The organism is Pseudoalteromonas aurantia, assembly GCF_005886875.1.
Lineage (GTDB): Bacteria > Pseudomonadota > Gammaproteobacteria > Enterobacterales > Alteromonadaceae > Pseudoalteromonas > Pseudoalteromonas aurantia_A.
This window is the reverse complement of record NZ_PNBY01000062.1, coordinates 1-16,204: the sequence shown is the minus strand read 5'-3', so window position 1 is coordinate 16,204 and position 16,204 is coordinate 1. Positions and strand designations below refer to the sequence as shown.

At 41.7% G+C, this 16,204-nt stretch carries 16 protein-coding genes; 6 read left to right on the top strand and 10 right to left on the bottom strand.

Features of this window, described 5'->3' with window-relative positions; translation table 11 throughout:
• Positions 1-188: 188 nt before the first annotated feature.
• Positions 189-401 (top strand): hypothetical protein, encoded by a 213-nt coding sequence (locus CWC18_RS13065; protein WP_138589853.1) that lies wholly within the window; start codon positions 189-191, stop codon positions 399-401.
• Position 402: 1 nt separating this feature from the next.
• Here CWC18_RS13065 and CWC18_RS13060 read toward each other — a convergent pair whose 3' ends face one another.
• Complete coding sequence (locus CWC18_RS13060; protein WP_138589854.1) at positions 403-903, bottom strand: DUF1543 domain-containing protein; 501 nt, start codon at positions 901-903, stop codon at positions 403-405.
• A gap of 197 nt (positions 904-1,100) precedes the next feature.
• Here CWC18_RS13060 and CWC18_RS13055 point away from each other — a divergent pair, with 197 nt between their 5' ends.
• Positions 1,101-2,756, top strand: coding sequence for an amidohydrolase (locus CWC18_RS13055; RefSeq protein ID WP_138675405.1), 1,656 nt, complete (start codon positions 1,101-1,103; stop codon positions 2,754-2,756).
• Positions 2,757-2,781: 25 nt separating this feature from the next.
• On the opposite strand, the gene CWC18_RS13050 is transcribed toward CWC18_RS13055, so the two are convergent.
• On the bottom strand, positions 2,782-2,994 hold the full coding sequence (locus CWC18_RS13050; protein WP_119861213.1) for a YgjV family protein: 213 nt from the start codon (positions 2,992-2,994) through the stop codon (positions 2,782-2,784).
• 247 nt (positions 2,995-3,241) lie between these two features.
• Between CWC18_RS13050 and CWC18_RS13045 the strand changes: the two genes are divergently transcribed.
• Positions 3,242-3,898 carry a Crp/Fnr family transcriptional regulator gene (locus CWC18_RS13045; protein ID WP_138589857.1) on the top strand — a complete coding sequence of 219 codons (657 nt, stop codon included), beginning with the start codon at positions 3,242-3,244 and terminating at the stop codon, positions 3,896-3,898.
• Positions 3,899-3,951: 53 nt separating this feature from the next.
• Here CWC18_RS13045 and CWC18_RS13040 read toward each other — a convergent pair whose 3' ends face one another.
• The 8 genes from CWC18_RS13040 to CWC18_RS13005 form a co-directional block, all read right to left on the bottom strand.
• Positions 3,952-4,512, bottom strand: a complete 561-nt coding sequence (locus CWC18_RS13040) for a phosphoribosyltransferase (RefSeq protein WP_138589858.1) — start codon at positions 4,510-4,512, stop codon at positions 3,952-3,954.
• Between the two features lie 642 nt (positions 4,513-5,154).
• Positions 5,155-7,458, bottom strand: coding sequence for a DNA topoisomerase IV subunit A (gene parC, locus CWC18_RS13035; protein WP_138675404.1), 2,304 nt, complete (start codon positions 7,456-7,458; stop codon positions 5,155-5,157).
• Positions 7,459-7,466: 8 nt separating this feature from the next.
• Entirely contained in the window at positions 7,467-8,576 is a 1,110-nt protein-coding gene (locus tag CWC18_RS13030) for a PQQ-dependent sugar dehydrogenase (RefSeq protein ID WP_138589860.1), read from the bottom strand.
• Positions 8,577-8,585: 9 nt separating this feature from the next.
• Positions 8,586-10,481 carry a DNA topoisomerase IV subunit B gene (parE, locus tag CWC18_RS13025; protein ID WP_138589861.1) on the bottom strand — a complete coding sequence of 632 codons (1,896 nt, stop codon included), beginning with the start codon at positions 10,479-10,481 and terminating at the stop codon, positions 8,586-8,588.
• Between the two features lie 31 nt (positions 10,482-10,512).
• Entirely contained in the window at positions 10,513-11,079 is a 567-nt protein-coding gene (locus CWC18_RS13020) for a YqiA/YcfP family alpha/beta fold hydrolase (protein ID WP_138675403.1), read from the bottom strand.
• Positions 11,064-11,837, bottom strand: a complete 774-nt coding sequence (locus CWC18_RS13015) for a metallophosphoesterase (protein ID WP_138675402.1) — start codon at positions 11,835-11,837, stop codon at positions 11,064-11,066. The genes CWC18_RS13020 and CWC18_RS13015 overlap by 16 nt, the downstream gene beginning before the upstream one ends.
• Complete coding sequence (locus CWC18_RS13010) at positions 11,824-12,279, bottom strand: DUF1249 domain-containing protein (RefSeq protein ID WP_138589864.1); 456 nt, start codon at positions 12,277-12,279, stop codon at positions 11,824-11,826. Before CWC18_RS13010 ends, CWC18_RS13015 begins: the two co-directional genes overlap by 14 nt.
• Positions 12,280-12,288: 9 nt before the next feature.
• Positions 12,289-12,912 (bottom strand): NUDIX domain-containing protein, encoded by a 624-nt coding sequence (locus tag CWC18_RS13005; protein ID WP_138589865.1) that lies wholly within the window; start codon positions 12,910-12,912, stop codon positions 12,289-12,291.
• A 210-nt stretch (positions 12,913-13,122) separates the two neighbouring features.
• On the opposite strand from CWC18_RS13005, the gene tolC reads away from it, so the two are divergent.
• The 3 genes from tolC (at position 13,123) to CWC18_RS12990 (ending at position 16,135) form a co-directional block, all read left to right on the top strand.
• Complete coding sequence (gene tolC, locus CWC18_RS13000; RefSeq protein ID WP_138675401.1) at positions 13,123-14,469, top strand: outer membrane channel protein TolC; 1,347 nt, start codon at positions 13,123-13,125, stop codon at positions 14,467-14,469.
• 117 nt (positions 14,470-14,586) lie between these two features.
• The gene (gene lpxL / locus CWC18_RS12995) at positions 14,587-15,510 is read left to right on the top strand and encodes an LpxL/LpxP family Kdo(2)-lipid IV(A) lauroyl/palmitoleoyl acyltransferase (RefSeq protein WP_138589867.1); all 924 of its coding nucleotides are present in this window, start codon (positions 14,587-14,589) and stop codon (positions 15,508-15,510) included.
• Between the two features lie 19 nt (positions 15,511-15,529).
• Positions 15,530-16,135 (top strand): TcpQ domain-containing protein, encoded by a 606-nt coding sequence (locus tag CWC18_RS12990; RefSeq protein ID WP_138675400.1) that lies wholly within the window; start codon positions 15,530-15,532, stop codon positions 16,133-16,135.
• The last annotated feature ends 69 nt before the right edge of the window (positions 16,136-16,204 follow it).

The following is a 16,204-nucleotide window of genomic DNA, read 5'->3' as shown; positions in this document are numbered from 1 at the left end:
TATCTTTAGACTGGACCGACGCCTTTCGGCGTAAGAGATCGGGGCTTCTATGCACAGTATAGTTTTGTTATAACTCTCACCTAAACATTATATGCCAAATCTTACGTTTAAATGGTTGATCAAATGATCCGTATCAAGCGTGAACATGATAATATGCACCATAGTGCAAACCAAACAGGAGATTGGCTATGAAAACACACTCAAAACGCAAAGAATTAATCATGTTGCCATTACTACTAGTGGCGATTTTACTCTGTATAGGTGGGCACTTTATTCTTCAACCGAGCTTTCAGGAAAGTAACATTGCTGAATACAGTTTAGCTGCGCTGCCTTTTTTATTGTTCGCCATTGTCATTATTGCGATTAGAATGGCAATAAAAGCTGAGCAACAGGAAGAGTAATTTATAAAATATGGTAACCATACCAATCTGGTATTAGGGGCTTATGTAACCCACTCGGCGTCAGTTTTATAAAGTATTGCTCATCTAATAAGTCTATTGCAAAACAATCATCTACGTCATGTAAATTATCTTTATGTCGGTGGCTCATTCCTCTTAACAGCTGAGCTTTGGCTTGACTCTTCGCTTCATCAGCACTTTTAGCAACAAATAATGCAAACTCATGTTGCTCCGCAAGATGGGTTGACTGATACCCTCCCATGTTCACAAAATACAGCTTATTTTCTTGTTCAATAGGCTCTGCCACTAAACTTACTTCATAGCCATGAATATGTGTTATTGCAGTATAGCTGTCCATGTGAACAGCATTTCTCTCTCCAACCCACTGAGCTTTAAGTTTTGGGTAGCACTGTTCAATGCTTTCACCAATCACAAACCGTACATCATGCATTTCAATATGACACCCAGCAACTCGACCACCAAGATAGACCATAAATAATTGCATACCCCCTCCTTTCTCAATAAAGCAGAACAATATCATAGTTATGTGGTTAAAGTAGCCCCTTATTAACCCACAGATAAAACATTAAAACAGACCTCCTACTAATTACTAAAGGAGTAAAAGGCACTATTTGAGTGAAGAGAAAAACTAAGATAAGGTGCTAACAGCATAACTAAACATAATGACAACAAGGCAGGGAAATGAAGACAAAACACCTCGTAAGCTTTGTGATATTTACACTAATGTCTGTCGTGCAAGTGCAAGCAAAAACGACGCTCATTCATAATATCAAAGGGTACACACCGACCAATAACCAAGGTTTAAAAACATTCCGCGTTTTGGCTTTTCGTGAAGGCAAAGTCGTTAAAATAGGTAACGATGAGACGCTCAAGCAATTTCCTGAGGCAATACGTATAGATGGAAAAGGCAAAACCCTGCTACCGGGGTTAATTGATGCACATGGTCACGTTATCGGGCTTGGTAACAATTTGCTGCGCCTTGATCTTCGAGGAAGCCGCTCAATTGAAGAGGTGGGCAATAAACTCAAAGCTTATGCACAAAAAAACCCAGTAGGATGGCTTGTAGGTCGCGGTTGGGACCAAACACTGTGGCCTGATAGTAAATTCCCAAATGCTAAACACTTAGATAAATTCATATCAGACAGGCCTGTTGTGCTCACCCGCGTGGATGGCCACGCAATTTGGGTAAACACAAAAGCGATGCAACTGGCTAAAATAAATACACAAACAACCTCTCCCAGTGGGGGGGAAATACTACGTTTATACAACGGGGTACCAACAGGCGTGTTTATTGATAAAGCGGAATCTCTCATCAATAAGCACATTCCTGCGACTAACCGTGCACAAAAAGAACGCGCGCTCAAACGTGCCGGTGAACACTTACTTAGCCTTGGGATCACTTCAACACATGATGCGGGAATAGATCACGACACATGGCAGCTATATCAAAAGTATGCTGAGCGCCAAATATTACCACTGCGTATTTACGCTATGCTCGGAGCCGATGACGACAAACTAACAACAATGCTTGAGCATGGCATAATAAAAGACACTCAGGACTTTTTATCGATTCGCAGCGTTAAAATATATGCAGATGGTGCCCTAGGGAGCCGTGGTGCAGCACTACTAGAAGACTATCACGATAGAAAAGGACACCAAGGGTTAATGCTCGAAACACAACCGCACCTTGAATCCTTACTCGTCCTGAGTTTTAAACATGGGTTCAGTGCCCATACCCATGCAATCGGAGATAAGGCCAATCGCATTGTGCTTGATGCATACGAAAATATCTTTAAAACTGTCGGTGGTAAATTATTAAGAAATCGTATTGAACATGCGCAGATCATTCACCCAGAGGATATCCCTCGTTTTAAGTCTCTGGCAATAATCCCATCAATGCAACCCGTTCATGCAACATCTGATATGACAATGGCCCAACAACGGCTAAACGATACGCAACTGCAAGGCGCTTACGCTTGGCAGGCATTTTTAAAACAAGGCAGTAAACTCGCATTTGGCTCCGATTACCCTGTTGAGTTGGCAAATCCATTTCATGGCTTGTACGCGGCAACCACGCGAATGTCGCGAGACGAAAAACCCGAAGGTGGTTGGCGCTCTGTTGAAAAGCTCGACCGTACACAAGCATTACGTGCCTTTACACTCGATGCGGCATACAGTGAATTTAGAGAGCACAAAACAGGAAGTTTAGAGCAAGGAAAATGGGCAGACTTTATCTTAATCGATAGAGATTATTTTACGGTGCCCCATACTGAACTAGACGATATTAAAGTTGAGCAGACTTGGATAGCGGGTGATCTTAAGTACCAAAAGCCCTAATTTAATTAAAGCTGTACCGATGTCGCTATGCGCGGTGCAGCTTCACTAAATGGTAACTGTTAACCAAAGCCAGTAAACCGTTGGTCAGTGCCACTGGCCAAGCTTCGATCATCACGCCATATACAGCAAAACATATACATCCGGTTAAATTAAACCAGCGTAATTTAACGACATTGCTCATCATTAGTGAAATAACTAAAAAAACTGAGGCAATGTAGCCTAAATATTCCCAAGTCATTTGTTCTCTCCCGGTAGTTGAGTTAGCATAGTCAGCTGTAAAAAATTATTGTCGGTGTGAATAAGCCTAGAATAAAAAAACTAACTCACAAACCCCTTATATAATTAGGACTAAGTAAGCTCTAACACGGGAACGGGGGCGTTTGCACTTTAGCAAACCGCAGGTGTGAGTTAGCGAGAAATCAAGGACTTCATGCTATCGTTATTTATCATTAATAAATAGGACAATTGTCCGAAGAGCCATCTAGATGTTTCAATATCACTTTTCAACCGATCTTGTAGAACAATTGCTAAAGTTCGCAGGCAATGGATTTGTACACCGCAAAAAAGATGTCTTAATCCATCAAGATGAGCCTTTAACTAAGCTGATTTTAGTACGCAGTGGCACGGTATCATTTAGCTATGATGTGGGGAATGGTCGCCGTTTGCTACTCGGACAACTTGATTGCAATAATACCCTAATAGGTGAAATAGAAGCCCTAAACCAACACCCATGCATTTACACGGTTACTTGTCTCAGTGACGTTAAATATAACTTGATTGAGCTTAAACACTGGCGTCAATTACTGTTAGATCAACCGCAGCTAAGCTTGTATACCGCACAATCTATTGCGGCTAAGTTTACCGAAAATCAAAAAATAAACTTAAATAAGCTGCTTTTACCACTGAGTTACAACATTGCAAATGACTGCTTATTGCGTGCTGAAAATAACCACCCGACTATGCTCAGAGCATACCCCACAGTCAACGCAGAAGCAGAGCGCTTTGCTACAACTGAGCGCGCTTACCGCCGCGTAGTCTCTGAGTTAGTAGAAAAAGGCTTAATAGTTAGAAGTAGTGATGGCTTAAAGCCGGTGGATATGGACTTACTCGAAGAGTTTGTAGAAAGCTTTTCGCAAATTTAGTCTTTGTCATAGGATGCACAGAAGTTCACTACTGTGCATCCTATAATAGACCTCTACTTAAATAAGTCCTGTATCTTTGTTAAGTCAGACTTACCTGCAATAATTTCATCTGGCGTTAACCCTGATAGCTCATGTGGGAATACAAGCCACTCATCAGATTCATGAATGTAATAATCAGGCTTCATCGGTACTTTTGTATTTTTTGGCTTGTAGTATGGGCACGCAACTCGAATATCTCGAGGTAAGTTCAAACGCATCAATTCGCTTAGCTTTTCTTTTAACGCAAAAATACTGCGACCAGAATCAAAAACATCATCAACAATTAACAATGAGTCATCCGCATCGGCATTTTCAATAATGTAATGTAGCCCATGGACTTTAATTTCTTTTGACTGCTTACCAATACCATAATAAGACGATGTACGCACCGCTATATGATCCGTCTCAATTCCTTTATAATCATAGTATTCTTGCACAGCGATACCAATTGGAGCCCCCCCTCGCCAAATACCGATGATAAAGTCTGGACGGAACCCATCTTCATACACTTTTGCTGCAACACGAAATGAATCCTCTAATAATTGTTGTGCGGTGATATAGCACTTATCTGACATACAAAACCCCGTGGAACTATGCGAAAAAATCGCCAATTAAGATAAGCTAGTTGTGTAATGACGTCGCGATTGTATCGCGTCACAGTCGAACTGGCATAAGTTATAACCAGTAATTTTAGCGCAGATAAATAAAAAATGCTTTAGCTTCTTATAATCAGCTGAAGTAGCTCAATAAATAGAGTTAAAATAATGCAATTTATAGTTGAAGTTTTATCTATACATTACGTTTCATTACTTAGATCGATACGTTCACTAGGAGGGTGGCGGGCGTACGGTTTTCACCAACCGAGCAATGACAGTCTAAGGGCTAACAACCAGAAGGTTAACTTTTAGATCAGCAATGTAGCAGCTAAGAAAACTAATTATTGGCTTGTGTTTAGCGTGTTACTCAAGCCAACTTAGTCACTGTGACGAGTCAATAAAGACATAACAGTCGCTTACCAATATAAGTGACATATCACTTACTCTCTAATATTGTCAGACTAATATTTGGGCAATAGAACTCTATCCCTGACCATAAAAGTTTGCTGATTGCAATAAACACCTGAATATGGCCGAATGACTCACAATAGTAAAAGCCTTATTACGCAATAAAAAAGCTCACAGAGGTGAGCCTTTTAAAATATATGTATTCAGTGCTATTTACTCAGATGTAAGCTCTACTCCATCATCACTGTTGTCGGTATTGGCTGAGCTGACTTCGATTTCAAATTCGTCAACGCGCTGTAAACCTCTAGGTAACTTATTACCACGTCGACCTCGTTCGCCATAATAATGCTCTAAGTCACTGGGTTTTAATGTTAATTTTCGTTTACCTGCATGTAGTGTGACCGCTGATCCCGCCGGGACACATGCCAACACTTTCACAAACTCTTCTCGAGCTTGTACCTTTGCACTTGGGATAGAAATGATTTTATTCCCTTTTCCCTTGGCAAGCTTAGGTAAATCACGCAAAGGAAACAACAACATACGCCCTTCATTTGAAATCGCCATACACATGTCGGTCGCGACATCATGTACTTCTATTGGGGCAATAAGCTCAGCCCCTTTAGGGACACTCACCAAAGCTTTACCATTTTTATTTTTGCTGATCAGATCAGTAAACTCTGTAATAAAGCCATACCCGCCATCGGTGGCCATCAGCAACAATGTATTGTCTTCCCCCATGAGAACATGATCAAAATTACACCCTGGAGCCAGATTAAAGCGCCCCGTCATCGGCTCACCTTGGCTACGCGCAGAAGGTAAACTATGGGCATCGGTCGCAAAAGCGCGTCCGGATGTATCGAGGAAAACCGCAGGCTGATTGCTTTTTCCTTTTGCCGCGCCTTTATAACTATCTCCAGAACGATAATTCAGACCTTGTGCGTCAATATCATGCCCTTTAGCAACGCGTGCCCAGCCTTTTTCTGACAGCACAACCGTTACCGCCTCTGATGGGATCAAATCTTTTTCACTTAAGGCTTTTGATTCACCTCGCTCAACCACAGGTGAACGGCGATCATCGCCATATAATTCAGCCGCTTCTTGGATTTCTTTTTTCATCAACGTCGACATACGGCGCTCAGAGCCCAGCGTTAATTCTAACTTATCGCGCTCTAAGCTAAGTTCATCTTGCTCACCCCGAATTTTCACTTCTTCTAGCTTTGCTAAGTGACGTAACTTTAGATCTAAAATCGCTTCAGCTTGACGATCTGATAACGCAAAGCGCGACATCAACTCAGTCTTCGGCTTTTCTTCCGTACGTATTATCTCGATTACTTCGTCAATATTTAAAAAGGCGGTCATCAAACCTTCTAAAATATGCAAACGCGCTAATACTTTATCAAGCCTGTGCTGCAAGCGCCGTCGCACCGTATCACGACGGAAAACCAACCATTCTGATAAAATTTGTAAAATGTCTTTTACTTGCGGACGACCATCGAGTCCAATCATGTTTAAATTAACACGATAGCTTTTTTCTAAGTCGGTGGTCGCAAATAAGTGCGCCATTAAAGGCTCAAATTTAATGCGGTTTGAACGTGGCACAATCACAATACGGGTTGGATTTTCATGATCAGACTCATCACGTAAGTCGGCAACCATAGGAAGTTTTTTCGCAGTCATTTGAGCGGCGATCTGCTCTAAAACTTTACCGCCTGAACACTGATGAGGTAATGCAGTGATAACGATTTCACCTTGCTCTTCAGTATATACAGCACGCATTTTAATCGAGCCACGGCCCGTAGTATAAATCTTTTTAATGTCGGCTTTTGGAGTAATAATTTCAGCATCGGTTGGGTAATCGGGTGCTTTAACAATATCCAGTAGTTCATCTAATGAGGTTTTTGGTTTATCTAGCAACAAACAGCTTGCGGCAGCCAATTCCCTCACATTATGTGGTGGAATATCAGTGGCCATACCAACAGCAATACCTGTTACGCCATTTAATAAAATATGCGGTAAACGTGCTGGTAATACCTTGGGTTCATCCATCGTACCATCGAAGTTAGGTGTCCAATCAACAGTACCTTGCCCGAGCTCTTTTAATAATACTTCTGCAAATTTAGATAGCTTTGCTTCGGTGTAACGCATTGCAGCAAACGATTTAGGATCATCCGCGGCCCCCCAATTACCTTGCCCATCCACCAGCGGATAGCGATATGAAAATGGCTGCGCCATTAATACCATGGCTTCATAACATGCACTGTCACCATGTGGGTGGTATTTACCTAATACATCACCTACGGTACGCGCAGACTTTTTATACTTTGCTGATGCAGAAAGCCCCAGCTCGCTCATCGCATAAATAATACGCCTTTGAACTGGCTTTAAGCCATCTCCTATGTGCGGTAAAGCTCGGTCCATGATCACATACATGGAGTAATTAAGGTAAGCGTCTTCTGTAAAACGCCCCATAGTCTGTTGTTCAATGCCTTGCAATGACAAAGCTTGAGGATCAGTCATGTAACACCCTATTTATTGTTATAGCGAATACGATAAACCGCGTTCGCATAGTCATCCGAAACTAACAAAGAACCATCCGCCAATTCAGCGAACGCAACCGGACGACCTAAGGTTTGCTCTTTAGATAAAAAACCACTCACAAATGGTTCATAGGCGGTGACTTCACCCCCTTTAATTGTTGCCATCATTACGCGATAACCTACTTTCTTACTGCGATTCCACGAACCATGCTCAGCAACAAACAATTTATTATGCATCACTTTTGGAAAGTGAGTGCCCCGATAAAAATGTAAACCCAGAGGGGCAACATGGGCTTGAAGCGCAAGCTTTGGCGCACTAAAGTGCTGAAAATCGACCAGGGTTTTATTTTTTGCAAATTCAGGATCAAGCACACTACCACCATGAACAAATGGAAAGCCAAAATGTTGTTGTGGTGTATCCACTCGATTTAACTCATCTGGCGGAATGTCGTCCCCCATCATGTCACGACCATTATCGCTAAACCACAGCTTACCGGTTTTCGGGTTGGTATCAAATCCTACAGAGTTTCTCACGCCTTGTGCAATGGTTGTCAGCTTCTGGGTTTCCAGATCCAATGAGAATATGCGGCCAAATTTTGGGTCTTCTGTACACACATTACATGCCACGCCAACCGGAATAAGCAATTCTCCATTATCTGCAAAGCGAATAAACTTCCAACCATGATGACGTTTACTCGGTAGTTCATCAAAAACCACCTCATAATTAAACTGCTTTGCTGTGGCATTTAATTGCTTGTCTATATTCGCAAAGCGGATCACCCGATTAACTTCAGCAACAAATAAATCATTACCTTTCATGGCTAAGCCCGAAGGCATGTTGAGCCCCTGAGCCAACACTATTTTTCGATCAGCTTTACCATCTTTATCGCTATCAATTAAAGCATGCACCTTACCTGCTTTACGCGATCCCACGTAGACTACGCCAGTAGGTGATACAGCCATTTGCCTGGCATTATCCACATATTTTGCGAAGTAGCTAATTTCGTATCCTTCAGGCAACGACAACTGTTGCAATAACGATTGTGCATAAGTAACTGGGACTAATAAGCATGCTAACAGCATCACTAAATATTTCATCGCCACATCCTAAACACCAAATTCAGCTTTATCACCATGGTTTTCCAACCAAACCTTGCGATCCCCCGAGCGTTTTTTCGCAAGCAACATATCCATCATTTCCATGGTTTGTTCTTGCTCATCAAGCGTTAGCTGAACCAATCGACGCGTGTTCGGATCCATGGTGGTTTCTCGAAGCTGAAGCGGGTTCATCTCCCCTAGCCCTTTGAATCGTTGCACGTTAACTTTTCCGCGCTTCTTCTCGGCTTCTATCCGTGCCAACACCCCTTTTTTCTCATCTTCATCTAGGGCGTAATAGACATCTTTACCAACATCAATCCTAAATAATGGTGGCATGGCCACATAAACATGCCCTTTATTCACAAGCGTTGGGAAATGGCGAACAAACAAAGCACATAACAATGTCGCAATATGTAATCCATCCGAGTCAGCATCTGCCAAAATACAGATTTTGCCATACCTTAAACCCGATAAATCGTCTGAATCCGGGTCGATACCTAACGCAACTGATATATCATGCACTTCTTGCGATGCTAATATTTGCCCCGACTCAACTTCCCACGTATTTAATATTTTTCCACGCAGTGGCATTATGGCTTGAAACTCTCGGTCTCGGGCTTGTTTTGCAGATCCGCCCGCAGAATCACCTTCCACTAAAAACAGTTCTGAACGCTCGGTTTCTGTACCTGAACAATCAGTTAACTTACCCGGTAATGCAGGACCCGAGGTGACTTTTTTACGCACAACTTTTTTAGCTGCCCGCATACGCTTTTGCGCATTACTAATGCATAGCTCAGCTAACAGTTCAGCTGTATCTGTATGTACATTGAGCCATAGACTGAATGCATCTTTTACAATACCAGAAACGAACGTGGCGCAGGAACGTGAGGACAGCTTTTCTTTCGTTTGCCCGGCAAACTGCGGGTCTTGCATTTTGGCTGACAACACATAGCTACACTTATCCCAAATATCATCAGGGGTTAATTTAACGCCCCTTGGTAACAAGTTACGAAACTCACAAAATTCGCGCATAGCTTCTAGCAAACCTTGACGTAACCCATTTACATGGGTGCCGCCTTGTGCGGTCGGGATCAAGTTAACATAGCTTTCTGTTATAGATTCCCCCCCTTCAGGTAACCAATGAAGTGCCCATTCAACCCCTTCTGTCGAACCACTAAAACTACCTGTAAATGGGCTTTTTGGTAGTACCTCAAACCCGCTTGCACTGTCTTTTAGATAATCTTCAAGGCCTGCTTCATAATGCCATTCCTGCGTTTCTTTACTTTGTTTATTAATGAGGCGAATTTTTAAACCTGGACATAAAACAGCTTTGGCTTTAAGAATGTGACACAGCTTGGATAAGGAAAAATTAGCAGAGTCGAAGTAACTCGCATCAGGCCAAAAGTGCACAGATGTGCCGGTATTTCTTTTACCCACGGTGCCGGTGACTTCAAGATCTTGAACTTTATCACCACTTTCAAATGCCATTTCATGCACTTGACCATCTCGTTTAACACTGATTTCAACACGCGTTGATAAAGCATTTACTACCGAGATACCAACGCCATGTAAACCACCAGAAAATTGATAGTTTTTGTTAGAAAATTTACCACCTGCATGCAGTTTCGTGAGGATCAGTTCAACACCAGGGAGGCCTTCTTCAGGGTGAATATCAACAGGCATTCCTCGGCCATCATCACATACTTCCAAAGAATTATCTTCATGCAAGATAACGTCAATCTTAGTAGCATGACCGGCTAATGCTTCATCTACACTATTGTCTATAACCTCTTGCCCCAAATGGTTAGGACGCGTGGTATCGGTATACATGCCCGGTCGACGCTTAACAGGCTCTAAACCATTTAAAACCTCAATCGCTTCTGCGTTATAGTTTTGTTCGCTCATAAATGGATTCTTTTATTAAATTCGTTCAGTTTTACGTGATATCTAAAAAGTTGACTATGGTGTCAAAATAGCGCTGAAAAGCCACAAAACTGTGTTCTCCAGCAAACTCAATACGCTGCTCACACGCGATAAAATAGTGCACAGCTTGTTGATAGGGTAACACTTCATCTCCCATTTGCTGTAATAACATTATTAAACGGGGTTGAACTAACCTTGGATAATACAATTGCTCTAGCGCATCTACATGCGCTAACGTTAACTCATAATGTATCTTTTGATAGGGATTATACTGTGCTCCTAAATAATCCGCTAATAAATCAAATGGTTTCACAGCAGGATTAATGACGACAGCTTTTAAACCGTACAATTGAGATAGATAAGTAGCGTAATAGCCACCTAATGAGCTACCTAACAGTACGGTATCCTCTTCAATCAACGTAACTAACTGTGTTATGGCAATACGCGGGTCAAAGCTCAATCTCGGGGTTAGATATTCACAGTCGACTGGCTGCCTTGCTAGCCACTTTCCAAATTGCTGCGCTTTAAATGACGCCTCTGAGCTATTGAAGCCATGAATATAAATTACCCGTCGAGCCATATTACCTCTGAATCGTACACCTGTGCACCTAGGTTGATTATACGCACTGCAGGGCCCAAATTCTGTTGCTGCCACTGTTCGGTACATTTGCTAAATTGTATTGAGGTTGCAGGCGTGGCCACAATACTTATGCCGCGGTAGCCATAATGGTACTCATTGTGCACATGACCATGTATCAAACCCGCAACTTTCTCGCTATTTACCAAACAATTGAGTAACTCAGGGCCATTTTCTAATATGTGCTTATCTAAATAACCATTAATGGGTAACGGATGATGGTGACAAAAAACCAACACCTGATCGGAACTCTGTAACAATACTTGCTGTAATTCAGACAAGTGCTCTTTCTCACACCACCCAGCAGGGGTATGACCTTTCGAGTTAAGTAGTAACACGTCGGCCCCTTCAAGCTGTATATGCTTAGCTCCAAGGATTTGACCTTCGGTGATTTCCTCAAGCGTTTGCAATTCATCATGGTTTCCTGGCAACCAAAAAACAGGGGCTTTTAATGCCGACGCTGTAATGAGTTTAGCAAATAATTGATATGAAGCCGTCGTGTGATCTTGCGTTAAATCACCGCCAAAAATAATTGCATCAAGTTCAAGGGTCGCTAAGTAATTCAGTGTGCGTTGAAAGTTTTCCGCAGTATTCACTGAGAAGTACTTGCCGGTATCATCTTCGAACAAATGACAATCTGTGATATGGGCAATTTTTATTGCTGATTTATCGAATCGGTATTTATTTTCAAACCATACCATTGTTAACATCCCAGTTTAATGGCACTCGACCACTTTCAAGGCAGGCCATGAGCCAATCACCCAGAAACGCATTTAGCTGATACTTTTCATCTTTTTGATGCATATGGGGATTTGGGTAGCCATAAGATGGCTTGATACGCTGATGAAAATCATGATGGACGACTTCGGCGACTTTGGCATCATGATACAAACGAACAGATAAATGTACTTGCGGTAAAAACACACTGATACTGGATATTTGTTTAATCGAAATATCTGTGGTGTATTTCGCACAGCTGTCTATTTCAATGACATACTGTGCGTCAGCCAATGTTACCCTGCGCAGCTGCCCGACTTCCTCCAAAGGAAGCATCTTTAAAACCCGCAAGTAATTGCGCTCGCATAGCGTAATATATTTGGGTAAGGATTGAATGTACCCGTGCTGTGTTACTACTTCACTCAAAGTTAAACCTCAACTTTTACCACATGGAGCTAAGACCTTGGCCTTATTTATTGCTAACCATTGTAGACTAATCACTGTTGCAGCGTTATCAATTTCACCACTATTTAGCCTCGTGATGGCCTCATCATAGGTAAGTACATGTGTTTTAATATCTTCCCCCTCACTTTCTAATCCGTAAACGCCACCCACCTGAGATAAATCAGTTTCAGCCAAATATAAATACAGTCGCTCTGTTGTGCCACCAGGGCTAGATAAATAAGACATCATAAAGTGTAATTTATCTAAATGAAGCCCCGCTTCTTCGTGAGCTTCTTTACGTACAACATGCTCATAATCAGTAGACCCTTCCGCCATACCTGCAATGCACTCAAGAAGCCATGGTGATGACTTAGTTACCATCGCGCCAATACGGATTTGCTCAATCAACAACACTGAATCAGTGTTTGGATCATAAGGAAGTACAGCCACTGCATGACCTCGCTCTAATATTTCGCGCCGTATCGTTTGTGACATTCCTCCTGCAAACAACGCATGCTTAAAGTGATATGTCTGAATTTTGAAAAAGCCTTGGTAAACATTTTCGACTGATTCAATCTCCACATCATGATTACTAAACTCATTTAATGAAGCCATTTATTTTCCTATTTAATTTAAACTTAGGGTTTAAAAAGTATTCATTAGACCCAATATTAGAAGCTATCAAGTGAGACTTGGGAAACCCATGTAAGTCTTATATATTCTGTTACACTTGTTAGCTTTGATTTACGTATATATTTTGTCGTTTATAAGAAAAACAGGGTAACATGCATTAAGCATAAAAATTGTCTAAGGACTGAACGAAAAATGAAAAAAAGCTTATTATCACTTTTTGTTGGTTTATCTTGCACATTAACCAGCAACCTAACTTACGCAGAAGATCTTCTTCAAGTTTACGATATTGCCACAGCCAATGATCCTGTTGTACTCAAAGCAAAAGCACAAGCTGATGCGCAAAAATTTGCTCAAGATAGCGCGCTTGGTGAATTATTACCACAACTTGGCTTTACTGCTGGATACACTCAAGTTGACTCTGATGGTTTTTCACCGCTTCAAGACGATGCCAGTGGCTATTCAATCAGTAGTAGCTTCCAAGATACATTTAGCCGAAGCCTTTCGCTCAGTCAGACTATTTTCGACATGTCAGTTTGGGAATCTCTAAGCATCGCAGAAAAACGTGCTATCCAAGCAAGTACACAATATGAGCTAGCCCAACAAGAACTCGTCGTACGTATTGCACAAGGTTATTTTGACGTACTGAGTGCACTTGATAACTTGGAGTTTGTACAAGCTGAGAAACGTGCTATCGAGCGCCAACTAGAACAAACTAAACAGCGTTATGAAGTGGGTCTAACCGCCATTACCGATGTACATGAAGCGCAGGCTCAGTTTGACCGAGCTGTTGCTAATGAGATTGTGGCAACCAATGATGTTGAAACAGCACGCGAAGCGCTGCGTACAATTACAGGTAAATACCACAATAAACTTGATTCACTGAATACTGAAACGTTCTCAACAGTATCTCCTAGTCGACAAGCAACTGATTTTGTAGAAATCGCAAAAGAAAAGAATTTATCGCTCGCGATTTCAAAAGCCAATTTAGATATTGCAGACGATCAAATTAAACAAGCACAAGCAGGTCACTACCCCACTTTGAGTTTAAATGCCAGTTACGGAGATTCACTAACTGACTCTAACGGAAAACTTCACAAACCTCGTGAAGATCAAACATCTGTTGGCATAACGTTTAAAGTGCCTATTTATTCAGGTGGCCGCACCTTAGCTGCGACGGAGCAAGCCCGTGCTTTGTATGTTGGTGCAAGTGAAGATCTAGAAGCGAGTATGCGTGAAGTAACTCGTTCAGTGATCACCTCATACAATCAAGTAATGTCAAACGTTGCAACTTATAGAGCATTAGAGCAAGCTGTTATTTCAGCTGAAAGTGCTTTACAAGCAACCGAAGCTGGCTTTGAAGTGGGTACTCGTACCATTGTTGACGTATTAATTAGTACACAGAACCTCTATGATGCAAAACGTAATGTTGCGAATTTGCGTTACCAATATGTGATTTCCTCACTTAGACTGAAGCAAGCTGCTGGTACGCTGTCGCGTAATGACTTAGAAGCCATTAATAACGGGCTTACTCAAGGCTGATTTATTACAATTATTAATCCATAAGTAGTATATTTATAGAGCCGGCTTAGCCGGCTTTTGTATTTTTTGGCACATATAGATAAACTACTACCATATTAGCAGCGAGAGAAAAGTTTAGTGGTCAAAAACCCCCCTTTCAAATCCGTATTTTTAGCACCTAAGTATTGGTTAACTTGGCTAGGTGTACTGTGCCTGTATATAATTTCTTGGTTACCTCAAAAGGTACAATTTATACTCGGCAAGGGATTAGGGAGACTAGTACATCGCTTTCTAAAAAAGCGCCGTCATATTGCAGAAGTAAATGTTAAGTTGTGCTTCCCACACCTTAGCGACGAAGAGCGTGCAAAGATGGTACTTAACAATATGGAAAATACCGGCCTTGCCACGTTGGAAACCGGTATGGCTTGGTGGTGGCCCCAATGGCGTATAAACCGTGTGATTGGTTCGATTGCAGGTATTGAACATATTTTATCAGTGCAACATAGCGGCAAAGGTGTGCTGCTACTCGTGCCACATATGCTTCACCTCGAAATGCTTGGCCGTATTTTAGGCGTAGAGCAAAAAGGCATTGGTTTTTATCGACCACACAATAATGCGTTAATGGAGTATTTCATGACCAAAGGCCGACTCAGATCCAATGAGTTTCTGATCGGCAAACGTGATGTGAAAGGTTTATTACAGGCACTCAAGAATAAAAAATTATGCTACTACTTACCGGATCAAGATTATGGGAGAAATCGCTGCGAGTTTGCGCCTTTCTTCCAAGTCCCAGATGCTGCAAATACCACTGGCACATTACTTTTTGCAAACAGCAAAAATTGTGAAACATTGAGCTTAAGTGGTGTCAGAGATAATAAGGGGCAGTATCATTTGACGATATATCCCGCATTGGAGAATTTTCCAAGTGACGCACCAAATGGTGATGTTCGACGCGTTAACACCAGAATGGAACACGCTATCATGCAAGCACCAGAGCAGTACATGTGGTTGCACCGTCGCTTTAAAACCCGTGCTGACGAAAACGCACCATCCTATTATTAATTATTGAGCATGTGAGACTATGGCCAAAAAAAATAAAACGCTTTCATCTGTGTTCTTTTGGATAAAGCACCTTTCACTCGGCATTGTCCTTGTATGGGCTGCCTATTACTTTTTATATGGTACTTTATCTAAAATAGATATGAAGCAATCTACTAATGCTGCCGCACAAGGCTTATCACAGTTTTATGAGAGCTTTAGAAATAGAGTTAATAATAGAGACACAGAACGAAAACAATTTGTCATCGATATTGGCAAACCCACTTTCCCATTGGACGATGCGCTTGCCCAACGAGGCTTAGTTGTTAAACCTTCGAGTCAAAACTGGACTGGAGAAGTTGCTCCTCGACGTTTTAAAATGGGAAACACCCTCAAAAGTGCTTTATCATCCTACGCAAAGAAAGAAAATATAGAGCTATTTTGGTACCTTGAACGTGACTATGTTGTAAAACATAACTTTCGTGTTGATACCGACTTTGTATCTACTTTATATCAAGTCGGTAGAGCCATTAATAATGATTTTGAATATGAGGTCTATACGTTCTTTTGTCATCGCCAACGCGCGGCAATAATCACTGAAAAGCCTTCACAATTTGTGCGTGAGAATTGCCGTAGACTCGCTAATTAATATGTGAAAACGCCGACTTTATACTTTAAAGTCAGCGTGTACTTGTTAGCTAAGTAACCTGAGCTGCGC